This is a genomic window from Thiomicrorhabdus chilensis DSM 12352, from assembly GCF_000483485.1.
Lineage (GTDB): Bacteria > Pseudomonadota > Gammaproteobacteria > Thiomicrospirales > Thiomicrospiraceae > Thiomicrorhabdus > Thiomicrorhabdus chilensis.
This window is the reverse complement of sequence record NZ_KI519609.1, coordinates 2,273,930-2,299,816: the sequence shown is the minus strand read 5'-3', so window position 1 is coordinate 2,299,816 and position 25,887 is coordinate 2,273,930. Positions and strand designations below refer to the sequence as shown.

The window sequence follows — 25,887 nt, the reverse complement described above, 5'->3', positions numbered from 1 at the left end:
GTCGACTGTGGAGTGTATGAAAAGAACTGTTCATTTGGATAAAAGACCGACTGACTCCGATCAGGACTCTCTGAGGGCTAGCTCTTTTGCCTTGATAATCGGTTTTAGGATGTAATCCAATACGGTGTGTTTTCCGACGACGATGTCGACACTGGCCGTCATGCCCGGAAGCAGGAACAGCGGTTGCGCTTTATTGCCTAAATGGTTTTTGTCGGTTTGAATGCGCGCGATGTAAAAACTGTTGCCTTCCTCGTCGGTGATGGTGTCGGCGGATATGCGCGTGACGATGCCGTCAAGCCCGCCGTAGATTGCAAAATCATAAGCGGTGAATTTTACTTTGGCTTTTAGGCCGGGATAGATAAATCCGATGTCGGCGGGCAGGATTTTGGTCTCCAGAACAAGTTTGTCATCGTCAGGAACGATTTCAACAATGTCGCTTCCCGGTTGAACCACCCCGCCGATGGTGTTGACGAGCAGCTGTTTGATGGTGCCGTTTACCGGTGAGGTAATCGCAGTGCGGCGCACTCGGTCTTCCAGCGCGGTATTGGACTGGTCAATCTGACTGATCTCGGCAAGCACGTCATTAAGCTCCTCATGCGCCTGATTCATGAATTCTTCTTCGGCCTGTTTACGTTTGTTTTTGGCTTCGGCAATGATCGATTTAAGTCTGGGGATCGAGTTCTGCGTGCTTTTCAGTTTGGTTAAGGCATCGTTCTCTTCACGCTGTAATTTCAGCAAGTCGACTTCAGAAGCAATACCTTGCCTGACCAGCGGTCTCATCATGTTGATTTCGCGGCTTAAAAGGCGGTGAGAACGTTTAAGTTGGGTTTCCTGGCTATAGGCTTCGGTAAGTTCGATTTTATGCTGTTCAATTTGCGCATCCAATATCGCATGAGTGGTCAAGAGTTGTTTTTGGCGGGATTCATAAAGCTGATATTCGCGGTCAAACAGGGTCTGCATGATCGGGTCGTCAAGGTCTTTGGTTCTTGTTAGAGGTTTGTTAAAGGCTTCGGCATGTAACCTTTGGGCGCGCGCGCGCAACTGGGTCGCACGTATCTTACTCTCGCCAAAGGAACTCGCGAATTGGGTGTTGTCCAGTTTGATGAGCACGTCGCCTTTACGTACCTTGTCACCGGATTGGAAAAAAATATCTTCAACGATTCCACCCTCGAGGTTCTGGATCACCTGAACTTTGGTTGAAGGCACCACCTTGCCTTCTCCACGCACGATCTTATCGAGCTCTGCATAGTTGGCCCAGACCACCAGCCAGATCATCACTAAAAGCACCACCCAGACGACGAGTTGTGAACGTCGTGTCGGCTTTTCCAACGCCGCTTGGCTCAGGCTGGACATGAATTCCAGATCTTGCTGCTTGTCATGCGAGATCGGTTTGATCGGCGGTTTGTTATGGTTTTTTTCGGTCATGATTGGTTGCTTTTATTAATTCTGCCCGTCTTCAAGGCTTCGAGTACGCTTTGTTTTTCGCCATCGGCAATCAGTTTTCCGTTATCCATGACCATCAGTCGGTCGGTTAGCTGTAACAGGCTCATTTTGTGGGTGACTAGAATACTGGTGTTTTTAATGGTGCCCTGTTTGAGGCGGTCAATCATGATCTGTTCCGACTTGGCGTCCAGAGAATTGGTCGGTTCGTCAAACAGGTAAATGGGCGCTTCCAGCAGGAGCGCGCGGGCGACCCCAATGCTTTGACGTTGCCCACCGGATAAAGAACTACCGCCCTCATTGATTTTAAGGCTGTAACCGGAAGGGTGCTGTTTAATGAAATCGTCCACGCCTGCCAGACGCGCCGCTTTGATGATCTTGTCATCTTCAATGTAAGGGGCTCGGTAAGCGATGTTATCGCGTACATCACCACTGAACAATGTGACTTCTTGGGGAACGTAGTTGATGTTACGTCTCAATTCCGCTGGGTCAAGCTGAGTGATGTCTATGCCGTCAATCATAATCGACCCTTCTGTCGGCTGGTAAAAGCCCAGAATAAGTTTTTCTATGGTCGATTTACCCGAGCCGATTCTTCCGATGATGCCTACTTTTTCGCCGGGTTCGATTTTAAAACTGACATTTTTCAGAGCCGGTTTGTTCTCATTGGGATAGGTGAAGCTGACATTGACGAACTCAATGGCCCCCTCAAAGTGCGGGTGCTGGATGAAACGTTTTTCTTCAGGGCGTTCAATCTCTTTTTTCATGAGTTGATTGAGCGTGTCTAAAGCCGTTTTGGTTTGTTGGTAGGAGCTGGTCAGGTTGGCAAACTGTCCCATTGGGCCAATCGCTCTCTGGCTGATCATTACCGTTGCAATGAGCCCACCCATGGTCAGGTCGCCTTCCTGGATCATGTAAACGCCCGACAGTACAATGACGACCGTACTCATTTGCTGCATGAAACCGGTCATGCGGCCAATCGAACTCTGCAGCATTTTGGAGCGCAAGCTGGCACGGGCGATTTCGCCCACCGCCTGTTCCCATTTCCATTGTGAGTGTGCTTCAACTCCCAATGATTTGATGGTGTCAATCGCGGTTAAGGTTTCGATTAAAACCGCATTCTTCTGGCTGGAGGCTTCGTAGGAGGCTTCGATGCTTCGCTGGATTGGCCCTTTTAGCAACAGGCTGTAGAGCAAAATGATTAAAATAATGAAAATCGGCACCATTACAATGCTGCCGGCAATGTAGAAAATCACCAGCAGAAACAGAATCACAAACGGTAGATCCACCAGAGAAGCGATGGTGCCTGAGGTGAAGAAGTTGCGAATACTGTCAAATTCACGCAGATTGTTGGCAAAGGCACCGATGCTGCCTTCGCGGTTGGCCATGGTCAGTCCGAGAGTCTGTTCAAACAGCTTGGCCGACAGTAAAACATCGCTTTTTTTACCCGCCACTTCCAGAAAGTAGGAACGCAGGAATTTGAGCAGGATGTCAAACATGTACACCACGCTCACGCCGATGGCCAGAACCCAAAGCGATTCCACTGCGTTATTGGGAACAATTCGGTCATAGACGTTCATGACGAATAACGGATTGGCGAGAATGAAGAAGTTGATGACGACTGAGGCAATCAAAACGTCCCGGTAAATGGCACGCGATGACCATAAGGTGCCCCAGAACCAGTGGCCTTGTTCAAAACCGATAAGGTTCTCTTTTTTACGGTCGTGATATTGTTTTTGAGTCAGGTAGACAACATAGCCGTCAAAATCCTGCTGAAGGGCTTCCAGTGAGATGAGGGTTTGGCCCTCTTCTTGGTCAGGCAAAATGAGTTTGGCCTGCTGATTTTCAAAATCAATCTCTTGGAGTAGACAGGCCTGTTGGTTTTTAAGGATCAAAATACACGGGAGAACCAGGTTGGAAATCTCTCCGAGTTGCTTTTGTTTGAACGTTGCGATCAGACCGGCGCGGTTGGCGGCGCGCTTGAAAATGTCAGGGGTGATGTTTTCGCACTCGATGGGCAGGCCGGACAGTAAGGATTCTTTGGAGATCGGATTGCGGTTGAGTTTGCTGTAAATCACTAAGCAATCAAGCAGAGGGCTGTTGATGCCTTTGAATTCACTGGCGTGCACCTCTTCATCGTTTTCTGTTGTAAGCGATGGATTGGTGGTTGAATGCTCCGTCATGTTGCGTTTGAATCCTGTCATTTTTATGGTGTAAGGTGACTTTAGCCGAGAACCCCTGAAAACTCAATTGTTATTCAGGTGTGTTTTCTTATCTAGACGGACCTTTAGCTTGTCTGCTCATTCAGCGGAGTGGGGGCGCCATAGTAGTACCCTTGGAACATCGCCACCCCCAGTTCACTAAAGGCATCCAGTTGAGCCTGACTTTCAACCGCCAGGGCGATGACATTAATGTCTAGGCTATTGGCCATTTCACACAGGCTGGAGACGTATTGACGGGTCTGCTCGTCTTGTTCGATGACCTTGCTAAAAGCCGAATCCAATTTGACATAATCGGGTTTGATGCCTTGCAGATAACCCAGGTTGGAAAAGCGACTGCCAAAATGGTCAATGCCTATCGCCACCCCGAGGGTTTTCAATACCTTGATGAACTGGCTGGTGACTTCGGGGTTCTCGATCATCAACGGCTCGCTTAACTCAAACGCTAATGATGTCCTGACGTCTTTCGTATTTAGGTTGCGTATCAGCCAGTTGCGTAATTCTGCATTAAAGACGATGGAACGCGTGAGGTTGATTGACAAGCGCTGGGTTGGTTGATGTTTTTGCAAATGCTCAAAAGCAAGATTGATCACCATTTTATCGATCTCGGCGGTTTTGCCGGACTGTTCGACCGCAGGCATGAAATAGCCGGCGGAATGTATCACCCCGTCCTCATCCCTGAGGCGAATGAAGACCTCCTTGTCCTGCGGTTCGCCTTGATAGGTGAAGGTGTTTTGCTGGTACAAGACGAAACGCTGTTCGGTGATGGCTTTTCTGATCAATTGGCTCCAGATGTTCGCCTGTTTTTCCATGTCGGACTGTTTTGAGTAGTAAAAAGTCTGGTTTTTACCTTGTTCCCTAGCCTGTTCAATCGCGTAGTCCAGCGAGGACAGCAGATTCGCCCGGGTTTCGCCCGGCTGGTAATCCATATAGGCGATGGAAACGGATGTGGGGGCTTCACCCGCATTCAGGCTCTTTAGAGCATCCGGAATTGCTTTGGAAACCTGTGAAAGCACCGGCTGTAATTTTTGCGCCTCCAAGCCCGGGTTGATGGTCACAATTTCGGTGCCGTTCAACCTCGCTAATAAGGCATAAGGGGTGTGCAGGGTGCTGTAGAGTGAATCGGCCAATTGTTTCATGAAGTGGTCACCAATCAAATAGCCGTACTGATCATTCAACTCTTTTAAGCCTTCTACACGAACCAGGGTGATCATGCCAGGGGTGGTTTCTTCTTGAATGTCGAGCAGGGTGTCGACCACCATTTCAAAGTGGCGACGGTTGCTCAGCCCGGTCACGCTGTCCTGATAGGCCATCTTCTGCAGTTTCGCGGCAGTTTTGGCATCCCTGTCAAAAACATCTTTCATTTTTTGAACCATCGCATTCATGGCTCTGACCACTTGTCTGAATTCGGTGGTGTTGGGCAGGTCGTCCTGCAGCAGATACTCTTTTTTCACAATCGCTTCAGCCTGTTGTTCCATTGCCTTGAGCGGTTTTAGCATGATGCGTAATGCACTGACAATGACGATGACGGCCAATAAGGCGGCAATCGCAAACCAGATCGAAAGATTAATGACGGCCTTCCAGAGTTCAGTGTAGGCGTAGCCCGGATGACTGGTGACATTAAGCATTCCGATTGGTATCCAACCCGCCTGCACAATCGCTTCTGCCGTTGGGGTCTGCAAGTTTATGCTTTCAATAAACCAAGCCGGCACAGCCTCCATTTGCTGGGGGTTGATGCGTTCGTACAGTATCTTGCCGTCCATGTCTGTGAGTGTGATGTTGGAGTAATAACCGCGATCAAACACCGCATTGATCATGGTTTCCATGGTGGAAATGTCATCCGGATCGGCGTTGCTGCTTAGCGAAAGGCCGAGTGAAGTCGCGGTATCTTGGGCATGCGAGCTTAACTGTTCCTGCAGGAAATGTTTGGTGTTGGATAAGTTGAGTGCAAAGGTGCCGATCAATAGTATCAACAGCATCGAAGCGATAAAGAGCACCATCTGTTTGTTTAAGCTCATACGTTTTTCCTACTTTTTACAACAAAACGACCTATTGGGGCGTCTGGATGAGAGTGTGTCATGATTCGTTTTCCAGCTTCTTGAGTAATGAAGTCCACTTTTTCAGACGATTTGTTCCGCCTTTGACCGCTTTGCCTTTGCCGCGCTGTTTGGATAGCCAAAGACCATCACCGTTAAAACTGTATATCGGCACCAGGTCATTTCGCTGAGTAGCTTTGAGAATGCGGTTGTTGAGATTGTCCAGAACCAAAGGAACCGACCTTGGGCTTTCGAAATAGGTGAGTACCATATGCGCCTGATTGAGCCGAATGGCTTTAACGTAGGTTAAATAGAGTTTTTCTTCTGGGACGCCCAAAGCTTTCAGGGTAAAGTATTTTGCAATGACGTAGTCTTCACAGTCCCCTGCATCGGTGCCCAAAAACTCAATGGGGGTCGCCCAGTAGTCCTTTTGTTTCCAGTGGATTTCATCAGATACAAACTGGGCTTGATTGAAAAAGTCATTCACTTTATTCAGCAGGATTTTGTCAGGCTTGCCAGCATTCTGGTCAACCAAGTTTTGCCAGGCACGAAATCGCTTTTCGGCGAGCATGCCGTATTGTTGGCTCGCCTTAACAAGTTGTGCCTCGCTGATGACTTGCGCCGACTTCTGTGCGTTGGCGCTCATTAACCCAAAAGCGAGTCCGGTTATGGTTAAAACGAAGTGTTTGGCCCAAGAGGACATTACGCACCTCGTTAACTCGTTGTTGGGTAACTGGCTTGGCAACCCGTTATCAGTCTCTTAATCACGCATGCTCTCAAATTCAGATGGAAGACGGTCCGCGGCGCTTTCAGGCAAGCTTTCGCGAGGAATAACCTGCAACTCGATACGGCGGTTTTGCTGTCTGCCTTCGCTTGACCCATTGTCGGCAATCGGGCTGCTCTCACCTTTTCCGGAGATGTATATGTCAGAGTCTTTAAGGTTAAGGGTTTTCAGTAAAAACTCCTTGCTGCTGTCCGCACGTTGCCAAGAAAGTTTCAGGTTATAACTCTCGGCACCAACGGAGTCGGTATGCCCGGTAATCAGGACCACTTCATCGCTGTCGAGGTCTTTCAAGCGGCTGGCGTTTTGTTGCAATACTGCAGCTTGGTCGTCACGGATTTTCGGCGATCCGGTATCAAAAACGATGTTGCTCAGCACTTTGATTTCAGGCGGACATCCGTGTTCGTTGACCTTGGCGCCAAGCGGGGTGTCGGGACACTGGTCTTTATCGTTGAATACGCCGTCACGGTCGAGATCCATATCCAGTGGGCAACCTTTAGCGTCTACTTTTGTGCCGATTGGGGTGTTCGGGCATTCATCAATAGAGTTGGCAACGCCGTCGCGGTCATCGTCGGGTTCGCAGCCCATGAAGTTAACGCGAACGCCTTCTGGCGTGTTAGGGCACTGGTCGTCTTTGTCATATACGCCATCGTTATCGGCATCCAGTTCACAACCCAGACGGTTTACTTTGCTGTTCAAGCGGCTATTCTGGCAGTGATCGAGTCTGTCGGCGACACCGTCCTGATCCAAATCAGGATAGACCGTTTGATAGGCATCGGGTTTGTCTTCATGCAGAACCTCAATGGCATGAGACGGGTATTCTTTCGGTTCTTCAGGAGTCGTTGTGCAAGCTGAAAGACCGGCAAAACTTAAAAGGATGACCCAAATGGGCAGTGATAAAGTCATTGAAGAGTTTTCGTTATGGCGCATTTTAAATCTCCTGAAAATAGTTTCTAGGTCAACAACTTAATGTCAATAATGACAGTTTAGTCAAAAACAGAAACAAATGCTTGATTTTATTTCTGCTTTGTTTTCGGTTGTGTGAAAAACACGAATCAATAGGTTCCTGCCATTGTGTGTTTCTTCAGGTTGGGTTGAATTCCGGAGTGATCTGATTCGTTAACCCGGTTTTACCGTTTGGTGATAGGCATAATTCTCTACGGAATGGTCGGGTTTGGCAATTATAAAACGGTAAAAAAAGGTAAAAACGCTGTTGGTTTTCACCAATTGGCTTGTGATTTCGGCTTTTCAGTGTGCAAGTCGATATGGGTATTTATTGGCTAAGGGTATCAAGCATCGCATCCATCAGTTCGACGTCGCTTAAGGTCACCGGGTTGCCCATCATGCTGCCGCTACGGCAATGCGCTATGACCTTTTGCAATTTATCCTTGTGTAATCCGTATCCGGACAGGGCTTGTGGCGTATAAACCGATGCGTAATCTTTGAGCGTATCAAGCAGGGCTGTCAATTCTTGGCCGGGCTCGCTATCGGGGTTGAAAAGACGGCCGACTTGACGGTATTTTTCCAAGGTTTGTTGCGAATTTGTATCGGTTTGTTGTTGCAGGGCGGTGATGTTTTTCTGTGAGATCGGCGCTAGAAGTTTGGCGCACACCAAGCCGTGAGGGGCTTCAAAAAAAGCCCCAATCGGACCGGCCAAACCATGCACCGCGCCCAAGCCGGCATTGGCCAGTGTCGTGCCCGACAGTGAAGCGGCCAGCATCAGGCGGCTATATCCTTGCTGCTGAGCATTCGGATCCACGCTTTCGATGTCTTCAAAAGCGCCTTTGAATAGTGTCATGCCTTGCCAGGCCAGCGCATCGGTAATCGGGTTGGATTTGAGTGTCGTGTAGGATTCAAGCAGTTGGGTGAAAGCGTCCATGCCGGTGGCATAGAGCACATCCTTAGGGCAACTGCGTAACAGCTCAGGATCCAGCCAAGCTTCTTTCGCCAAGAGAGTGTCGTCACGAAACGATTTTTTAAATTCGCCGAGGTGGGATAAAACCGCGTTTTTGGTGGTTTCGCTGCCGGTTCCCGCCGTAGTAGGCACGGCGATAAACGGACAGGTGGGGACATTAAAAGGTTTTCCCGCCCCGACGCCTTCCAGGTATTCCATCACCGAGGTTTGGCTCGGAATCAACCCGGCGACGGCTTTGGCAGCATCCAAAACACTGCCGCCGCCGATGCCGATGACGACTTCGCTGTCCGTCTTGCATTGACTGACGATGTAGTCCACTAGATCGGGCGACGGTTCGCCGGAAACCGTAAAGTGATCGACTAGGCGATTGTTTTCCAGCAGGGCATCTCGAACCACCTGCCCAAATTCACCAGGCCTGCTCAAATAATTGCCTGTAATCAAAACCACTCGACCGTGATAGTTGTTTTTGAGGTGATCGACCAGTTGGTGTCGAATTCCCCAGCCGAAACGGAGAAGCGGCATGGGGGCGAATTGAAATATGGGAAGGGTTTGAGGCATAAAGCGAATCCGAAAGTTTGGGTTTGAGGTGGCTGTAAGGCAGTTTAATCTTTTTTGAGAAAGGATTTCAAATTCGCCAAATGGGCATTACCGGTTTCAAGGTGCTCTTCTTTGCTGATGACCTGGCCGGGTTTGCCTTCCCATTTAAGGATGTCTTGAGGCAACTCCTCCAGGAAACGACTGGGGTCACAAGCCATGTCCTCTCCATATTTTCGGCGTTTGGAAGCATAGGTCATGGTCAGGGTCTGTTGCGCGCGTGTGATGCCTACATAAGCGAGACGGCGTTCCTCCTCCAGGCCGGGAGATTCGAGGTTCTGCTTGTGCGGCAGAAGTTCTTCTTCCATGCCGATCAGAAAAACGTGCGGAAACTCCAGCCCCTTGGAGGCATGCAAGGTCATCAGGCTGACCATGTCGTGCTCTTTTTCGGATTCGTTGCGTTCCATCATGTCCATCAGAGTCATGTGAGTGACGATGCTTTGCAGTTGCTTTTCTTCACCGTCCTCTTCAATCGCCTTGTTGATGATGCGTTCAATCCACAATATCAGTTCACGTACATTGTTGATGCGACGTTCCGCGGTTTTGACGTTGCTGGCGGTTTCGTGAATCCAGTTGTCGTATTCCAGGGTTTCAATCAACTGGCGCACAAAAGAGATGACCTCTTCGCCTTGTGCCGCGTCCACCTTTTGAGCCCAGTCCAGCAGTTGCTGGCCAAAAAACTGCACGCGTTTCAAGGCTTTTTCAGAGAGGATGCTGGTCAGGCCGAATTCCTGGGTAGCGTCGAACAGGCTGATGCCACGTCCGGTGGCGTAGGTGGCGAGTTTTTCAAGCGTTGAGGCGCCGATTTCGCGGCGCGGGGTGTTGACGATTCTCAAGAAGGCCGCGTCATCATCCGGATTGACGATGAGTTTCAGGTAACTCATGATGTCCTTGATCTCCGCATGGTCGAAAAAGGATTTTCCGCCGGAAATCACGTAGGGGATGTTCTGTTCGCGTAAAGCGCGCTCCATCAGGCGCGCTTGATGGTTGCCTCTATAAAGAATCGCATAGTCTTTGTTTTTGGTGCGGTGTTTGAATTTATGCACGATGATTTCCGACACCACGCGTTCCGCTTCCTGGTTTTCGTTGGCGCAGGAAATCACGCGAATGTGGTCGCCCATGCCCATGTCACTCCACAGCGATTTTTCAAAAACGTGCGGGTTGTTGGCAATCAATTGGTTGGCCGATTGTAGAATGCGGTTACTGGAGCGGTAGTTTTGCTCTAGTTTGATCAGTTTAAGTGCTGGGAAATCCTCCTGAAGCAAGGCCAGGTTTTCTGGCTGGGCACCGCGCCAGGCATAAATCGATTGGTCGTCATCTCCGACCACGGTAAAGCGTGCCTGAATGCCGACCAATTGTTTCACGAGTGCGTACTGGGAGGCGTTGGTATCCTGGTACTCATCCACCAACAGATAACGTACTTTATTCTGCCATTTGTCGAGAACCTCGGGGTGTTCGCTGAAGAGTTTCACCGGCAAGCCGATCAGGTCGTCGAAATCCACCGCATTATAGGCGTGTAGCTGTTTCTGATAGGCCTGGTATAACAGTGCGCGTGCTTGCTGTTGGGCATCTTCGGCATTTTCCAGCGCCTGTTGCGGGTTAATGTGTGCGTTTTTCCAGTTGGAGATGTCCCACTGCACGCCGTCCAGCACTTCGGGGTCAATCGACTGTTTATGCATCAGTTCTTTCAGAATCTGACCGCTGTCGGTGGCATCCATGATTGAGAAATTGGCTTTATAGCCGAGGGTTTTATACTCTTGGCGGATGATGTTCAGCCCCAGGTTGTGAAAGGTCGAAACATTTAGGCCTTTAGTATTCTCGTCCTTAAGCAGTTTGGTGACACGTTCCTTCATCTCTTTGGCGGATTTGTTGGTAAAGGTCACGGCATAAATGTTATGCGCTTTATAGTCGTGCTTACGAATCAAATAGGCTATTTTCTCAGTGATGACTCGAGTTTTTCCCGAGCCGGCACCGGCAAGCACCAAGGCAGGCGTGTCAATGTGGATGACCGCTTCATATTGTCGTTCGTTTAGGCTATGCATTCTGGCTTCGGATTCTATTTGAGTACTTTGGGTTCTGATGCTTTTTGGATGACGGAACAGCAGAAAAGGTACAATATGATAATTCAAATCGAAAAGAATTACTTTAGGAAAATACCAGTATGGCGACCATTAATGAGTTAAAACAAGACCTGCATATCGAAGCGAATCTGATGGGCAACCCCTTGCGTTTTGCGACTACGTGGGGGATTTTTAGTCCGCGTGAGATCGATTCCGGAACCGATCTTTTTTTACGGTATTTGCAAGTCAAGGACGATGAGGTCGCTTTGGACATCGGCTGCGGTTATGGCCCGATTGGATTGGCGATTGCCGCCAGCGCAGTAAAAGGCGAGGTTCATATGGTGGATAAGGATTTTGTGGCGGTGGAATATGCCAATAAAAACGCGGAAATGAATGGTCTGTCGAATGCCAAGGCCTATCTTTCCAATGGTTTGAGCAGCGTGCCTAAAGACATTGAGTTCACCACGGTGGTGTCCAATATCCCCGCCAAAGTCGGCAAGGAGATGTTGAGCATTTTGTTGCATGACGTTCATCAGCAATTGGCGCCGGGCGGACAGTTTGTGGTGGTGACCATCAACGGATTAAGACAGTATATGAAGCGCAACTTCATCGAGGTGTTCGGCAATTATGAAAAGGTAAAGCAGGGTAAAGACTATACGATTTCGCGTTGCGTCAAACAGTGACGGCGTCAACCCTTGGCAGGACAGGGGTGAGGTCTTGACTTGTTATTATTCAAGTCCTTGTTAGAATACCGAGTATTCTTATCAGGTATTTGATTGGTTTTGAGGCTCCGCTTTGCATAGGTTAAAGGTTGGAGTCTTATCATTGTATTTTGGGAGTAAGTCGTGAAAAAATCTTGGCTGGTGGTGTTTACATTTTTATTCGGTTTCATGTCTATGGTGCAGGTCGCGGAGGCCAAACGTTTTGGGGGAGGCTCCAGTTTCGGTTATTCCAAGTCGGTGCCGTCCAAGTCCTATAACACCGCACCCAAGTCAACCGCCAGCAAGCCTGCGGCGACCTCAACTGGTAAGGCTGCGACCAGTGGCGCTTCCAAGTGGTTGGGGCCTTTGGCCGGTTTGGCAGCAGGTGGCTTATTGGCCGCCATGCTGTTCGGTGACGGTTTTGAAGGCTTTCAAATCATGGATTTCTTGATTTTGGGCTTGATTGCTTTTGTACTCTTTAAGCTGTTTGCCGCTGCGCGTATGCGACAAGCCCAACAGTCGAGCTATCAATCAGCTTATGTCGAGCCTTCCCGTCCGTTTGAGCCAGTCGCTTCGCGTGATGAGTCCTTGCAGAGACGTGAATCCCATTCGCCTCAATCGGACTTTGCGGCCAAAGGCGGCGACTCCATTATCGGCTCAGCACTAGGGGAAGCTCCTTCCAGCCAGGCTCAATTCATGGCTGAAGTGCCAGACTGGTTTGATGCCGAGCAGTTTTTGCAGGGAGCGAAAGGGCATTTCATTACCTTGCAAAAAGCTTGGGATGATTTGGATGTGACTGAAATTGAGTCTTATTGTACGCCGGAACTGTTTGCCGAGATAAAACAGCAGATGCAAGGACGTGTATCCGGTGACAACCACACTGTGGTCGATACCTTATATGCCGAAATGGCGGATAGGGTCGTTGATGGTGAATATTTTGTGGTGAGTGTGCGTTTCAGTGGTTTTATTCAGGAAGAGGCCGGGGCCGATGCTCACGCTTTCCGTGAAATCTGGCATATTCGTCGTAAGCTTTCCAATCAAGGAAATTGGTTGGTTGCAGGGATTCAGCAGGAAGTTTAAAAGGACGCACAGCCTAAAGTTTAAGCGTAAGCGGAGGAAGGAAGATGGAAAGAGGTCGGGTTAAAAACGGACTGCTGACACTGGTTTTTTCGGTTTTGGTTATGAGTCTTTTCAGCGGATGCTCCAAGGAGCCGGTCGAGTTAGAATCGGCCCAAGTGGTCTCTAATTTGGATAAGGGTTCCGGAAATTTCGACCGCGTGCTTCAAATCTGCTTTAAACAGCCTTTGTCCGATACTTATTATCATAAGGTTGTGATTTTGACCAAAGAGTCGGTGAAAATCACCGGTGAAGGGACTTTGCGTCCTTTGGCTTCGGATCCGGATAATAAATGTCAGTTAAGAAATATCTACACCTATATCCATAAGGATTCGCCGATCGGCGCGCGCGAGTTGATCAAAGATTATGTGGTGCCGGGAAATATCCGTCAGATTTTAGTCCAGATCTACGATTCCAAGCCTGAGGGTAAAGAGCGCCCCATTAGCGAGCGCGTATTCAAGGATCTCTGATCTTGTAAAACGCGAGACAAAGATGAGGCGACGATTGAGCGACTGAATTGGCTTGAATCAACGCATTTTTAAAATCAGCAGGCCTGGTAAAGCGACTCTGGTAACACCAGGGCGTTTTGCCGGGTTTTTTTATGAGTATTGAAAAGATGAATAAAGAATTGCCGCAACCTTTAATGTCGGGTTTGGCCTATGCGTATGGTCTCCCCAGCTGCTCAGGAATTTATAAGCAAAAACCTGAGGATTTTTTGGTGGAAGAGCAGATCGCTTTCGAACTGAGCGGTGAAGGCGAGCATCTTTGGTGCTGGGTGGAAAAAACCGGCGAGAATACCGATTGGGTATTGCAGCAACTGGCGAAATGGGCTGGAGTTTCGCCAGCGCGTATCGGCGTAGCCGGGCAGAAAGATCGGCATGCGGTCACTCGCCAGTGGTTCAGCATCCAGTTGCCGGGCCAAAGCGATCCCGATCCGGAGGCTTTAGGTTTGGATTCTGTACGCATACTCAAGATGCAACGTCATCAGCGTAAATTGCAAACCGGGGGTTTGAGTGGTAACCGTTTTGAATTGGTGGTGCGTGACATTCATGGTGAGTGCGAAACGCTTGAACAGCGTTTGCTTGCCATTCAACAGGGCGGGGTGCCCAACTACTTTGGCGAGCAACGTTTTGGTTATCAAGGCCGCAACCTCAATAAGGCGACCGAGTTTCTGTCCGGAAAACTGCAGCGAGTCAAGCGCAATCAAAAAAGTATGTACATCTCCTCGGCCCGTTCCTGGCTGTTTAACCTGGTGTTGAGTCAGCGGGTTCAGAAAGGCGACTGGAACCATTTCGTCAGTGGAGATGTGTTGCAACTTGAAGGCTCAAGCCGCTGGTTTAGTGAAGATGGTTCTTCGGATTTGTCCCAGCGGGTTGAAGAAGGGGATTTACATCCTACCGGCCCCATGTTCGGACGCGGTGAATTGCCCAGTCAAGGGAGTGTTCGCGATTTGGAGGAGCAGGTAATGCAGTCTTACGAGGTTTGGCGTGATGGGCTTGAGCGCCTGGGGCTCAAACAGGATCGCCGAGCTTTGCGGGTGTTGCCCAAGAATATTAGTTGGGTTTTGAAAACAGATACTTTGAGTCTGCAGTTTGAATTGCCAGCGGGCAGTTACGCCACGATGGTCATGCGTGAAATCATGAAGGTAGAGGACGCTCAAATCCAACATAAAGAGCGTGGATCGCGTCCCCCTGAAACCCCTACATCATGATGTTTTATCGATTAAAATTCAGCCCATTCGTCCTGACTGGGCTGGAGGCCGCTGTTCGCTACTTTGGGTTCCGGTTTGGCGGAATTCTGGGCAAGTTGTGTTTTCGGCAAAGTGCCTGAATGCCTGGCTTTTTGTTCGGATGTTTTCGGTTCATTTCCCGGCAGGTAAGCAACTTTGTGTTGATTGCTTAGCGAATCTTGTTGAAGCTCTTTTTCAAGCTGGTGCAGCTCCGAGACAACCTTTTCGCTAAGCTGGAATAGTTCCGTCAATCCCTGTTTCAAGGCATCTTCATCATTATTTTCTTTGAATTCGAGTATGTTTCCAATGAGTTCATGCAGTTGAGTGTGCGCGCTTTGCAATGTTTGATAACTTGATAGATGTTGATAGCGTTTACCGCTGTCCTTCATCCATTTTCCGAGTTCGCAAAGATTAGGGTTGGTTGCGCTTTTGCGGTCGAATTCAATGTCCACATCATTGACGTAGGCGTTAAGTTTGACACGCCACTGGGTGTGAGCGCGACGTGCCCGGGCAAAATCAAATCCGCTCATATCGTCTCCCGTAGCTGGGGTGCCTTTTAATTCATGCATTTTGAATTGAGAGACATTGTCGATCATGATTTTGGCCATTTTCTCCAGTTCTTCCGCGGTAGAGGTCGTGACCTCCACCATGGCGGCGTTTTGCTGAACAGCGGAATCGATATTGGTGATGGCCTGGTTGACCTGGATAATGCCCTCACTCTGTTCATGACTGGAAGTCGCAATCTCTTCGATGATCTGATTGACCTGAGTAATGGATTCCACCATTTGATTCAATGCTTCGCCTGAGCCCTGCACATGCTGGGTTCCTTCTGATACTTTCTGTACGGTATCCTCAATCAGTTGACGGATTTCTTTGGCGGCTTCGGAGGATTTTCCGGCCAAGTTTCGGACCTCTCCGGCCACCACCGCAAAACCGCGTCCGTGCTCACCGGCACGCGCCGCTTCCACCGCCGCATTCAGAGCCAATAAGTTGGTTTGGAAAGCGATGCTGTCGATCAAGCTGATGATGTCGTTAATGCGTTGACTAGACTGGTTAATCTGTTGCATAGAGAGAATAGCATCATCCATGACCTTGACGCCTTGTTTGGCTTGTTCGGCCGAACGTTGCGTGGCTTGAGCGGCTTGCTGTGCGTTTTCAGCATTTTGCTTCACGGCTGATGTCATCTGTTCCATGCTGGCGGCGGTCTCTTCAATTGAGACCGCCTGATTCTGAGTGCGTTCGTTCAGTTCGATACTGCCGGTGTTGATTTGCTGGGCACCTTCTTCGACTCTGATGGTGGTGTTTTTGGTTTGCGCCATCATCGATGAAAGATTGTTGACGGCGACATTGAGACTGTCTTGCATGACCGCAAACCGACCCGAATAACGGCCGTTAATCTGTTGAGTCAAGTCCCCGCTCGACAAGGCGACGGCAATCTGTACCGCGGAATTGATCGGCTTTTCTATCGCAACCAGCATTTCATTGATGGATTGGCTCAGCTGTCTGGCTACACCATTGACCTTGGAGAGGTCAATGCGTTGAGTCAGTATGCCGTTTTTGGCCGCATTGACCGTGCTGTTGACCTGGTCGATTAATTGGAATTCTGCGGTACAGTCTCGCCATTCCACCAAGGTTGAAGTCTGTATTCCGGCGCGGTTGAAAACCGGTACGATGTTGAGTTCAAGATGGAATCCACCCACCTGAATGCTGGCAACAGTCGGTTTTTTTATTTGCTGCAACATGGCTCGGTTGTGTTCCGGATTTTTATGGAATATGTCGATGCTGGAGCCTAAAATTTCATCAGCCTTCAGGTTGGGCAGTTCGCTTTGTAACTGGTTTTCGCGTTCACTCATGAAGTCCGTCATGGTTTGGTTCATGTAGACAATATTGAGTTTGCTGTCGGCAATCATGACATTGGCGCTGACCTGGTCGATGGCGGATTGCAGCTGGTTGGCTTTGTCTAATTGATAAGCGCTCTCTTCAGATCGTTCCACCGCACCCAGGCAGGCACTTTTAAATGCACTTTGCATTTTACCGTTGTAGGTGGTGGGATCGGATTGTTCGGTTTGCATAGGATCATTGGCGGCCAGTCTTCTCAATCGTTCCCGCATTTTGCGGTCGGATTTGAGTCTTGCCAGACCATAGAGGTAAGGGGGGATTAATCCCAGAATGGTGACCAATGCCACCTCCATGTGTCCTCTGCCAATTGTTTCGGCATAAATCAGATAAGGCAACAGGTAAAGCAGGCCGATCATCAAGGTCATCTGATATTGGGGGTTGAGTTTGGGGTAGAAGTTCAACCGTGACCAGTCGAATCCATAAATGACTTGACCGTGTTTGATTTTGGCTTTGCCTGCGGCAATGTCTTGATAGGCTTGAGTTGCCGCGCGCTTATCGGCTTCACTGATGGCGGTACGCACTGACATGTAGCCGACAATCTGATTGTCCTTATAGACCGGAGTGGCATTGGCTTGTACCCAGTAGAAACCGCCATCCGCGCGACGGTTTTTGACCATTTGCGTCCAGGGCGCCCCCATTTTCAAAGTCGCCCACATGTCTTTGAATACAGCCTCCGGCACGTCCGGGTGGCGTACCAGGTTGTGAGCCTGGCCAATCAGTTCGTTTTTTGAAAATCCGCTGGCGGCCTCAAAGGCATCGTTACATTCGGTAATGGTGCCTTGAAGATCGGTTTTGGAAACCAAAATAAGGCCTTCAGGGACAACGTACTCTTGATTTGTGACGGGCTGATTGTTTCTCATTCTTAAAAGACTCGCAGTGATTAAATCGTTTATAAAACTCACTAGACATGGTCTGTGTTCCTTCTTGGAGAGGGGGTGAACCAGTCTGAAAATGTCAAAATCAAAGCATGGACTTCGTTGTCTTTGCTTTAAAGTCAATGACCTATGAAAATAAGGGTATTTAGATTAAACCATATAATCAATAAGGTTGCATAATTATTGCATAATTTGTGAATAAGAAAAACTTTTGGTATGCATAAACTTACTTATGATGTGGTTTTTTTTGTTAAAAGCTTTATTGCGAGTTATTTTTTTAACGCTTTAAAAAAGCGGGTGCTATGCTTTAAACTCTTGTTATTAACTCTGAGAGGTTGAACCCATTGTCCGCCAAGCTGTCAAAATTTAAACCGTTGTTTATGAAGTCGCTTTCACCGAGCATTGTGTTGGGTGTGGTTTTGATTGCGTTGGCGGTGTATTTTGGAAGCCAGTATTTGAAGCAGAGCTACCAGGAGCGTTTGCAGGAAACTGCTACGGTGACCGCCAAAGGGGTCAATAGCCTGATCAATGAACGCCTGAATAATTATCACTTGGTGATTCGCTCCATTGCCAATCATCACCAGGATCGAATTTACGAATTGGCTACCGGTGGTGGTTACCCTTATGACTTTACGCAGATTTCCAGCGATATTTTCACTCTTTTTAGCGAAGCCAAAGAGTTTGCAGTCATCAATCGTCATGGCCGAGCGGTTGTCGTCAGTCAGGGTGATGCGCTGGATGCCCAGTGTCAGGGGCAGGTCGAGAAAATGATGACGCAAACCCAGGGCGACATTAAAGCCGAACTGCATCACTCTGGGCAAGGTTACCATTTTGATGTGGTTGTTAGAATCAGTCGGGGTGAGGAGATGGCGGCGTTATTTGTGAGTTTCACCCTTGAGCATTTGCAGAAATTGCTCAGCCAGTTTGCCAGCCCCGAATTGAAGTTGGTGCTGGTTGAAGTGCAAAATCCAGAGAAAATTGTGATTTCTTCGTCTGCTGGTTCGGATCAGACTGTGCAGAAAGCCATGCCTGTAAATTTCCATCAAAATGCTCTCGCTAAAGAGTCTGTCGAGAATACCCGTTGGATGTTGTTGGCACTGCCGGTGGATGGCGTATTTGCCAAATATGCCCGGCAGATTAACCTGTTTGCCTGGTTGTTGTTTTTTGGCCTGCTGTTGCTGTTGCTGGTGTTCAGTTACTACCTTAAAAAAGCCAATCAGGCGCGTTTTCAGGCTGAAAAGAAAGCCTCTTACAGTGCGTTGTTCAATGCAGGGCCAACGGTTCTGTTTGAAAAAAACTATCCGGCAGGCATGTCGATTGAATATGTCTCCCCTAATGTTTTTCAACTGCTGGGGTTTAGGGATTCGGAATTGATTGCAGAGCGCAGCTTTTATGATTTGGTTCACCCTAAAGATTTGCCTGGCTTCAAGCAGGCGATCCTGCGGGCGATTGATAATGAAGTGCCTTCTTTTGAAATTGAATATCGCTTAATGGCCGCGGACTGGGATTACATTTGGGTATACAGTCTGGTGCATTTGACCCGCACTAAAACCAATCAGGTGGCTCGAATTCAAGGGTATATTACCTCAATACAAGCACAAAAGTTGGCTGAACAGCAAGCTACCACCCTGATTGAAAATGCCCCGGATGCCATGGTGGTGACCGATACCCAAGGGCGCATTCAGAGTTTGAATAAAATGGCCGAACAGTTGTTTGAAACCGATAGGGAAGGGGTCAAGGCCTTGTCCATGGTCGAGTGGATTCCTTCCTACCAAAAGGCTCTGGAGGGCTTGCTGATCTCCGGTGTGACCACCCAAAATGAGTGCAAAGGGCAAACCTCTTCCGGCAAACAATTGACATTGGCGGTCAGCTTGAATCATTTGCAGACCGCTGATGGTGTGGTGGTTGCCAGCGTGATTCGCGATGTTTCCCTGCAGAAAGCCGCACAGCAGCAAATGCTTTTGGCTAAGGAACGCGCGGAAAGCCTGGCTCAGGCCCGCAGCCAGTTCGTGGCGATGATCAGTCATGAAATCCGCACCCCGATGAACGGGGTCTTGGGAATGGCGGATTTGCTTTCGGAAACCCCGTTAGATGAGTCGCAGCAAAAATATTTAGGCGCCATTCGTGAAAGCGGCCGCTCCTTGGTGGCTATCCTCAATGACGTGCTCGACTTTTCCAAACTCGAACAGGGTGGGATTCATCTTTTCAATGAACCTTTCAACCTTCAGGATCTGGTCAATAACTGCGTTCGTTTGCTGATGCCGCAAGCCAAGATTGGGGGCGTCTCGATTCAACAGTCTTATGCACAGGACTGTCCGCTTTGGGTTCAAGGCGACGCTCTGCGGCTCCGGCAGGTGTTGCTCAATCTGGTCGGCAATGCAATCAAGTTCAGCCCCAATGGTCAAGTGCACATCAATGTCGCCTTGCTGAAAAGCGATGAGAGCAAAACCCATTTGCAGTTCAGTGTGCAGGATAACGGAATCGGTATCGCTAAGTCTCAGCAGGCGCGGTTGTTTGAACCTTTTACCCAGGCCGACAGCTCGACCTCACGCCATTATGGCGGCACCGGTTTGGGCTTGGCCATCACCAAGCAGCTGGTTGATTTGATGGAGGGTGACATTCAACTGGTTTCCGAACTGGGGCAGGGCAGCACCTTTATCCTTAAATTGAATTTCGGTTTGGTGACGAATATTCCGCAACAAGAGTGGTCACTGCAAGAGGAAATGGCCCAGCAGGACAAGGCCTTGCCGGCGGAGTCGGTGGTCGACACAGCACGTCCAGGTCAGGAAAAACCCTTGAAACGGGTATTGCTGGTTGAGGATGATGTGACCAATCAGCAGATTGCCGAAGCCTTTATCCACAAGCTGGGTCTGGAGGTCGATGTGGTCAATAACGGCTTGGAAGCCCTTGAGTTCTGGCGTCTGCATCATGGACAGTTCGGCCTGGTGCTGATGGATTGTCAGATGCCGATTATGGACGGCTATGAGGCGAGTCGCCTGATTCGTCAGGAGGAAGACTTGTTGGAACCTCTGAATCCGGCCGTGATTATCGCCTTCACCGCCAATGCCTACAAAGAGGACGAACGACGCTGTTTGGAAGCGGGTATGAACGATTTTCTGGTGAAACCGCTGTTTATGGAGGATTTTCAGAAGATGGTCTACAAATGGTTTCCGGATCTGCCACGAAAATAGACAAAACCGACAGGCCTGTCGGTTTTTAAAGGTGAAAACTTACTTTTTATAAAGGTCGTTAGGGTCAATCAGCGGGTTGTTGAGAATCTTCACCTGATGACCTTCCACGGCCGTATAAAAACAGCTTCTTCTGCCGGTATGGCACGCCGGTCCGGTCTGGTCAACACTCAATAAAATGGTGTCGCCGTCGCAATCCAGAGCCAGTGCTTTCAATACCTGAATTTGCCCCGATTCTTCGCCTTTGCGCCAGTAGTTCTGGCGCGAACGCGACCAGTAACACACCCGCCCGGTTTCCAGAGTCTCTTCCAGTGACTGCAAATTCATCCAAGCCATCATCAATACTTCCTTGCTGTCGTATTGCTGGGCAATCGCCGGAATCAGACCGTTTTCATCAAATTTAAGCTGTTTTTTCAACTCATCCCATTCAAAAGTGTCGCCCTGTTTGGCTTTTTCCAATTGTTTGAAACTCAATTCTGACATGGGGCTTAGCTCCGTTTGGCGTTGGCAAAGGCCGCGGCGAACGGGTTGTTGGTAATCTCTTGTTTGACGGCTTTGGGTTTTTTGATCGCCACCTGGGATTTGCGCCCCTTGATGAGCATGGACTGGAACAATTCGACCGTGGCACGTGCGTCGGCCAGCGCGTCGTGTGCATCGCCAGGAAAAGGTTTACCCAGTACGCGCTCATAGGCGTCGGTGAGTTTTGGAGTCTTGTAGAACCAGTACATTTTTTCACTCTGCCAGCGCAGGGCCCCAATCAGGTCTTTACTGAGTTCGGCGGCATCCAGCCAGGTGTTGTAATCCAGCTCAAACGGCAGCAGTTTCTTCTCGGCACTTTTTTCCAGATAGGCAAAGTCGCTTTCGGTGCTGTACGCCAGCACCACATCGGCGTCTTTGAGAATTTGGTGAATCTCATCCCAGACTTGCGCCAAGGTCGGCTGACCTTGCACCATCTCGGTGGTGATGTTGTGTTTTTCGTTTTCCGGAATGTCGTAACCCGGGTTGATCAGTTGGTTGAACAGTTCTTTGCCGAACTGGTCGCAACCGGAGATCTGGATGATGTCGGCTTCCGGGTTGGTGCAGATGTCGGTGGCTTCGATGTCGATGCAGACGATCTTCTTGTCTTTAAGCTTTTCGTCATGTTCTTTGAGTTTGAAGAGGGCATCGTTGCGGCGTTCCTGAATCAGCGGAATGACTTCCGAAGAGGTGAATTCCTTGATCAGGGCTTCCAGTTTGTTTTTGAGACGGTTAACCGACTTTTTCAAGGATTTTTGGACGTCTTCATCTTCGCTGCTGCGTTCGATAAAGGTGTCCACGTCAATGATGTCGCCTTTTACCGACAGGTTCTTAAGGATCTCGTTGACCAGTTTTTTGACGTTGAATTCAAACGCTTCCAAAGGAGGAATGATGAGATCGGCATTGAGCAACGCTTTTTCACCTTTGGCCGGTGAAGCCATGATTTGCACGCCTTTGATGTTTAAGCCGTCGGAGGCCGCAACCGCGACTAGATACTCTTTTAAAGGCTGGTTACGTTTGTCAATCAGAATAAGTTGTGCGTTGCTCATGGAAGTCTTTTGTATCGAAATTAAAAACGCTTATTTTAACAGTTGCCGACCGGCTTGGTGAGCAATTCTTAAAAATAGGCAGGCCTGTCCAGATCTAAGCGCCAAATCCGTTAAAAAGCGCGGATTTGACTCGGATTAAAAAGGATTAACCGCAAGGTATTCTTTGTTTAGAAAGCGTTTAAGTGGGTTGAAGAACGGGTTCGGAACCTTCTTCAGACGGACGGTTTTGATGGTCGATTTTCACCCAGTGAATCTGTTCGATTTTTCCATCATGGTGCTCCACCAGAGCGGTGCAGGATTCGACCCAGTCGCCGCAATTGTAATAGGTGATGTCTTCGCCGATCTGACGGATTTCCGCATGATGGATGTGTCCGCACACCACACCGTCCATCCCTTGGTTGTGTGCTTCCTTTGCGACCGCGGTTTCAAAGTCGGAGATGAAGTTGACGGCGCGTTTTACTTTTCCTTTGAGGTAGGCCGAAAGCGACCAATAGCCAAAGCCTAGGCGATGCCGCGCTTGGTTGAACCAGCGGTTGAAGTGGAGTACGGTTTCATATAGAAAATCGCCGAACAGGGCGATCCAGCGGTGGCATTGCACCACACCGTCGAACTGATCACCGTGGATGCACCAGATTTTACGACCGTCTGCCGTGGTGTGAAAGTATTCGTCCACCAGATCGATATTGCCGAACTGAATGCCCGAATAGCGACGCAGCATGTCGTCGTGGTTGCCGGTAATGTAGATGACTTTGGTGCCCCGTTTGGCGCGCGTGAGGATGCGGCGGATCACATTGGTGTGCGCTTGCGGCCAATAGACACGCTTGCGCATGCGCCAGCCGTCGATGATGTCGCCGACCAGAATCAGAGTGTCGCAGTTGTGTTGTTTGAGAAATTCGCTTAGGTAGTCCGCTTTACACCCCTTTGAACCCAAGTGTGTATCGGATATCCAGATGGTGCGGTAATGGCGATTGACCGATGAATCTGAATGTTGGGGTTCAGTTTCATTCTCCGTTTTGGCGTCTGCCGGGGAGCTCCCCGCATTGTGCAGTTCCGACATCACTTCTGTTTGCAACTGCATCCATTCAGGGGTGTGTGCTTGGTTCATGGTTTTTTAGCCTTGTTTCAGGTTCAAATTCGGGTGGAATAGAGTCGATTTCATTTTGTTAGAGTTCGTGTTTTTGCAGGAAGTCCGCTGCGAAACGGTTGAGCAATTTGGCAAAACCGTTCTGTATCCAGCGTTGATTCCAGGGCAGGTGGCGCACATACAAGGCGGTGTATTCAATCACCGCTTGGCCGCCGCGCTGGCGTTTGAAATGTCCGGCTCCGGAACTCAAGTTCAAAGGCAAGTTGCGCTCCCGCGTCAGTTCCAGCAGTGTGGCCATCAGTAAGCGATAGAGTCCGAGCGACTTGGGTAGATGGGTGTCGTAACCGACAATGGGGGCGGTGAGTACGCCATGTTGGGTGAACATCCCCAGACTGGCGACGATTCGCCCGGTCTCATCACGATAACTGTAAAATTCGACCAGTTTCTGTTGATGCAAGAACTTGAAGTATTCGGCGCTGAATTGCGGGTTGAAGGCGGAATGTTTTTCGATGAACAGCTGGTTGAAGCAACGTTCGATTTCGACAAAGTCCTGTGCCTGATGTTGATTGGGTTCCACCCGTTTTAGCGGCGTTTTGCGTAACAGCCGTTGATCGTTTTGCACATTGTTGCGTTTCCACCAAGGTGGATTCTCGCCCTTTTCATCAGGAAGAAACAGATACACTTGGCGCGCCGGTAGCATGATCCAACCATTGGCGGCCAGATGTTGCATCAAGGCACCATCGGTCTCACAGTTCAAGGAACGAATGCTGAGACTGTGTTGCGGGTTGGACTGGATCAATTTCTGGGTTAACGCTTTAACGGTTTTGTCCTGCCATTTGGGCAGGGGGTTGGTCGAAAACAGCCAGTTATTGACCGACACCGTCTGGTTTATTTTTCCAAGCCTGAGCAAGCCTGCCGCCATGACAATCACGCCTCTCATCAACCAGCGTAGTTTGCGGCTTTTGAGCAGGCCAAGTTCGTCACGAGCGTAACGGATGTAGGCGGTATAAGGCGAGCACACATAGCTGTTGTCGTAGTCGGTTTCATTGCGTGTCAGTGGAAAGGCATGATTGTCGATGATCACCGTTTCCAGTTCGGTATTGATGTTGTGAATTGCCTTGCAGCCCTGGTAAACCGGCTGTTCATTTGAATCGCCCTGTTGCAGGCTATTGAGACCCAATACAAAATTGTGCGCTCGAGACCAGGCGATTTCAGGTGGTTTCATTGTCATGCTTGGCGTTCCAATCATCCTATTTACTCTAGTCCTGGGGTGTCTGGCTCAGGTCGGTTTCCTGATTGTCTTTACGGTAAAGGAATACACCGCCGTAGATGCCGGAGCGATCCTGTTGGGTGTAGCGCTGATTCTCTTCGGCATCGCTCTGCCAGTGGCGTAGTAAATCCGGGGAGAGCTTCTGTTCAAGTGGTGACTGGGTTCCGGCGGTCCTGAAGACTACGCGTGCGCCCGGCATGGCCGTGCGGTTAACCTCTTGCCAAAGTTCGTGCAGTTGGGTTTCATTCATCCAATCCTGTGCATCCAGAAACAGGTAGGCGTTGAGGCTGTGTGCCGGCATCTGTTTAAGGCGCTCGGTCATGGAAAGGTGATGGACATGAACCTTGCTGCGTTCTTGTTGCAGGGTTTCAAATTGATTTTTTTGCAGATAGCGCGGAATCGCCTGACGATGAGTCAGATCGTATTCGCGGTTGAAAGCCTGCCAGGCAAAATAGTTGTTTTTCAGCGGAAAGTCGCATGCCAAGTGGCGGGCGCGTTCTTTTAGCAGGTTATGCATGCCCAGTTTGGCCTCTTTGGACTCCTGATTCATCTCGTCGAACTGGGCCGGTGGAATGCCAAGGCTGTACATCACTACGGAACGGTGACACAGAAACTTGACCAGACGGGTGTCGAACACCGGTGCGACATGCTGTTCGAACAGGGCGCTTTGTTCTTCTGAGGTGCGGGCGCGCATCAGTTGCGAAATGTCATAGCCAAGGCGCTTGCTGATCCAATGGATGAAGCCGATGAATTGCCCAAGCAGACCGTGGCGGTAAAAGCCGTCGGTGAACAGTTCGATGCGCTTTTTGCCGAAGAGGCTGGTTTTCCCTTCCCAGTAATCCTGCGTTTTCTGATCCAGGTTGGGTTTGATGTAGGCGTGGTAGCGATCCAGATTTTTTTTGAGATTGGCTTTGCCGAAGAAGTCGAAAAAAGAGGCTTGGTCGGGCAGGTGTTCAATGGCCACCAGCTTGAGATTCAACAGAGCGATGTGCGCTTCATTGAGATCCACTACGGTGATGGAGGCCGGATGTTCGGTCAGGTAGTTGAGCACATTGCAGCCGCCGGAAGAGATGGTGAAGATGCGTGACTGGGCATTGAGCTGCAAAGCCTGGATATCCACCTCCGGATCTTCCCAGATTTGAGGGTAAACCAAGCGGTCGAACCAGGTAGTGAACAGTCGATCCAGCAGCCCTTTGCGGCTGAAGATGGAGGTGTTGTTGACTGCCGAATCGAGCAGGTTTTTGGTTTTGATCGGTTCCGCAGTTGCCGTGCTGATGCTCATGAATGCTACCCTTTTGATGGCCTAAGTCTTCAATTGACCATCTTAAAAGCGGTTTTTTAATCATTTATGAAGCTTGTATAACAGCTTTGTGACTGTCGGGTGGGAAGCTAGTCGGCTGAAAATCTTGAAAAAATAA

General features: G+C 49.4%; 18 protein-coding genes. 5 read left to right on the top strand and 13 right to left on the bottom strand.

Annotation, left to right across the window (positions count from 1 at the left end):
• Window positions 1-60: 60 nt before the first annotated feature.
• The 7 genes from B076_RS0110925 to rep all read right to left on the bottom strand — a co-directional run bounded on the left by B076_RS0110925 (window position 61) and on the right by rep (window position 11,024).
• Entirely contained in the window at window positions 61-1,425 is a 1,365-nt protein-coding gene (locus B076_RS0110925) for an HlyD family type I secretion periplasmic adaptor subunit (RefSeq protein ID WP_028487349.1), read from the bottom strand.
• Window positions 1,422-3,620: a type I secretion system permease/ATPase gene (locus B076_RS0110920; protein WP_084205766.1), complete on the bottom strand. Its 2,199-nt coding sequence runs from the start codon at window positions 3,618-3,620 to the stop codon at window positions 1,422-1,424. Before B076_RS0110920 ends, B076_RS0110925 begins: the two co-directional genes overlap by 4 nt.
• A gap of 104 nt (window positions 3,621-3,724) precedes the next feature.
• Window positions 3,725-5,674, bottom strand: coding sequence for a bifunctional diguanylate cyclase/phosphodiesterase (locus B076_RS0110915; protein WP_028487347.1), 1,950 nt, complete (start codon window positions 5,672-5,674; stop codon window positions 3,725-3,727).
• Window positions 5,675-5,732: 58 nt separating this feature from the next.
• On the bottom strand, window positions 5,733-6,395 hold the full coding sequence (locus B076_RS0110910; protein ID WP_038150546.1) for a transglutaminase-like cysteine peptidase: 663 nt from the start codon (window positions 6,393-6,395) through the stop codon (window positions 5,733-5,735).
• A gap of 57 nt (window positions 6,396-6,452) precedes the next feature.
• A complete protein-coding gene (locus B076_RS12795) occupies window positions 6,453-7,403 on the bottom strand; it encodes an OmpA family protein (RefSeq protein WP_051347315.1) in 951 nt (316 codons plus the stop codon).
• Window positions 7,404-7,746: 343 nt separating this feature from the next.
• Window positions 7,747-8,946 (bottom strand): iron-containing alcohol dehydrogenase, encoded by a 1,200-nt coding sequence (locus tag B076_RS0110900; RefSeq protein WP_028487345.1) that lies wholly within the window; start codon window positions 8,944-8,946, stop codon window positions 7,747-7,749.
• 44 nt (window positions 8,947-8,990) lie between these two features.
• Complete coding sequence (gene rep / locus B076_RS0110895) at window positions 8,991-11,024, bottom strand: DNA helicase Rep (RefSeq protein ID WP_051347314.1); 2,034 nt, start codon at window positions 11,022-11,024, stop codon at window positions 8,991-8,993.
• A 119-nt stretch (window positions 11,025-11,143) separates the two neighbouring features.
• Between rep and B076_RS0110890 the strand changes: the two genes are divergently transcribed.
• From B076_RS0110890 to truD, 4 genes are all read left to right on the top strand, one after another.
• Window positions 11,144-11,725 (top strand): class I SAM-dependent methyltransferase, encoded by a 582-nt coding sequence (locus tag B076_RS0110890; RefSeq protein WP_028487343.1) that lies wholly within the window; start codon window positions 11,144-11,146, stop codon window positions 11,723-11,725.
• 162 nt (window positions 11,726-11,887) lie between these two features.
• On the top strand, window positions 11,888-12,823 hold the full coding sequence (locus B076_RS0110885) for a Tim44 domain-containing protein (protein ID WP_028487342.1): 936 nt from the start codon (window positions 11,888-11,890) through the stop codon (window positions 12,821-12,823).
• 44 nt (window positions 12,824-12,867) lie between these two features.
• Window positions 12,868-13,329, top strand: coding sequence for a hypothetical protein (locus tag B076_RS0110880; protein WP_028487341.1), 462 nt, complete (start codon window positions 12,868-12,870; stop codon window positions 13,327-13,329).
• Window positions 13,330-13,460: 131 nt separating this feature from the next.
• Entirely contained in the window at window positions 13,461-14,570 is a 1,110-nt protein-coding gene (truD, locus tag B076_RS12790; protein WP_245566355.1) for a tRNA pseudouridine(13) synthase TruD, read from the top strand.
• An 11-nt stretch (window positions 14,571-14,581) separates the two neighbouring features.
• Here the strand turns inward: truD and B076_RS12785 are convergent, their stop codons facing one another.
• Complete coding sequence (locus B076_RS12785) at window positions 14,582-17,347, bottom strand: methyl-accepting chemotaxis protein (protein ID WP_051347312.1); 2,766 nt, start codon at window positions 17,345-17,347, stop codon at window positions 14,582-14,584.
• A gap of 395 nt (window positions 17,348-17,742) precedes the next feature.
• On the opposite strand from B076_RS12785, the gene B076_RS13105 reads away from it, so the two are divergent.
• Window positions 17,743-20,553, top strand: coding sequence for a PAS domain-containing hybrid sensor histidine kinase/response regulator (locus tag B076_RS13105; RefSeq protein ID WP_051347311.1), 2,811 nt, complete (start codon window positions 17,743-17,745; stop codon window positions 20,551-20,553).
• Window positions 20,554-20,592: 39 nt separating this feature from the next.
• Here the strand turns inward: B076_RS13105 and hisI are convergent, their stop codons facing one another.
• The 5 genes from hisI to B076_RS12770 all read right to left on the bottom strand — a co-directional run bounded on the left by hisI (window position 20,593) and on the right by B076_RS12770 (window position 25,751).
• Window positions 20,593-21,033: a phosphoribosyl-AMP cyclohydrolase gene (gene hisI, locus B076_RS0110860; RefSeq protein ID WP_028487340.1), complete on the bottom strand. Its 441-nt coding sequence runs from the start codon at window positions 21,031-21,033 to the stop codon at window positions 20,593-20,595.
• 5 nt (window positions 21,034-21,038) lie between these two features.
• Entirely contained in the window at window positions 21,039-22,115 is a 1,077-nt protein-coding gene (locus tag B076_RS0110855) for an exonuclease domain-containing protein (protein WP_028487339.1), read from the bottom strand.
• A 178-nt stretch (window positions 22,116-22,293) separates the two neighbouring features.
• Window positions 22,294-23,220, bottom strand: coding sequence for a UDP-2,3-diacylglucosamine diphosphatase (locus tag B076_RS12775; protein ID WP_084205765.1), 927 nt, complete (start codon window positions 23,218-23,220; stop codon window positions 22,294-22,296).
• A gap of 58 nt (window positions 23,221-23,278) precedes the next feature.
• Entirely contained in the window at window positions 23,279-24,430 is a 1,152-nt protein-coding gene (locus B076_RS0110845; RefSeq protein ID WP_028487338.1) for a GNAT family N-acetyltransferase, read from the bottom strand.
• Between the two features lie 28 nt (window positions 24,431-24,458).
• The gene (locus tag B076_RS12770) at window positions 24,459-25,751 is read right to left on the bottom strand and encodes a DUF3419 family protein (protein WP_038150545.1); all 1,293 of its coding nucleotides are present in this window, start codon (window positions 25,749-25,751) and stop codon (window positions 24,459-24,461) included.
• Window positions 25,752-25,887: the final 136 nt, after the last annotated feature.

What these genes read in the sequence shown, in the direction of transcription:
- B076_RS12795 (WP_051347315.1), bottom strand. Translation starts at nt 7,403, where the DNA reads ATGCGCCATAACGAAAACTCTTCAATGACTTTATCACTGCCCATTTGG.
- B076_RS0110900 (WP_028487345.1), bottom strand. Translation starts at nt 8,946, where the DNA reads ATGCCTCAAACCCTTCCCATATTTCAATTCGCCCCCATGCCGCTTCTC.
- truD (WP_245566355.1), top strand. Translation starts at nt 13,461, where the DNA reads ATGAGTATTGAAAAGATGAATAAAGAATTGCCGCAACCTTTAATGTCG.
- B076_RS0110920 (WP_084205766.1), bottom strand. Translation starts at nt 3,620, where the DNA reads ATGACGGAGCATTCAACCACCAATCCATCGCTTACAACAGAAAACGAT.
- B076_RS12770 (WP_038150545.1), bottom strand. Translation starts at nt 25,751, where the DNA reads ATGAGCATCAGCACGGCAACTGCGGAACCGATCAAAACCAAAAACCTG.
- hisI (WP_028487340.1), bottom strand. Translation starts at nt 21,033, where the DNA reads ATGTCAGAATTGAGTTTCAAACAATTGGAAAAAGCCAAACAGGGCGAC.
- B076_RS0110925 (WP_028487349.1), bottom strand. Translation starts at nt 1,425, where the DNA reads ATGACCGAAAAAAACCATAACAAACCGCCGATCAAACCGATCTCGCAT.
- B076_RS0110855 (WP_028487339.1), bottom strand. Translation starts at nt 22,115, where the DNA reads ATGAGCAACGCACAACTTATTCTGATTGACAAACGTAACCAGCCTTTA.
- rep (WP_051347314.1), bottom strand. Translation starts at nt 11,024, where the DNA reads ATGCATAGCCTAAACGAACGACAATATGAAGCGGTCATCCACATTGAC.
- B076_RS0110880 (WP_028487341.1), top strand. Translation starts at nt 12,868, where the DNA reads ATGGAAAGAGGTCGGGTTAAAAACGGACTGCTGACACTGGTTTTTTCG.
- B076_RS0110890 (WP_028487343.1), top strand. Translation starts at nt 11,144, where the DNA reads ATGGCGACCATTAATGAGTTAAAACAAGACCTGCATATCGAAGCGAAT.
- B076_RS0110845 (WP_028487338.1), bottom strand. Translation starts at nt 24,430, where the DNA reads ATGACAATGAAACCACCTGAAATCGCCTGGTCTCGAGCGCACAATTTT.
- B076_RS0110915 (WP_028487347.1), bottom strand. Translation starts at nt 5,674, where the DNA reads ATGAGCTTAAACAAACAGATGGTGCTCTTTATCGCTTCGATGCTGTTG.
- B076_RS12785 (WP_051347312.1), bottom strand. Translation starts at nt 17,347, where the DNA reads ATGAGAAACAATCAGCCCGTCACAAATCAAGAGTACGTTGTCCCTGAA.
- B076_RS12775 (WP_084205765.1), bottom strand. Translation starts at nt 23,220, where the DNA reads ATGAACCAAGCACACACCCCTGAATGGATGCAGTTGCAAACAGAAGTG.
- B076_RS0110910 (WP_038150546.1), bottom strand. Translation starts at nt 6,395, where the DNA reads ATGTCCTCTTGGGCCAAACACTTCGTTTTAACCATAACCGGACTCGCT.
- B076_RS13105 (WP_051347311.1), top strand. Translation starts at nt 17,743, where the DNA reads ATGAAGTCGCTTTCACCGAGCATTGTGTTGGGTGTGGTTTTGATTGCG.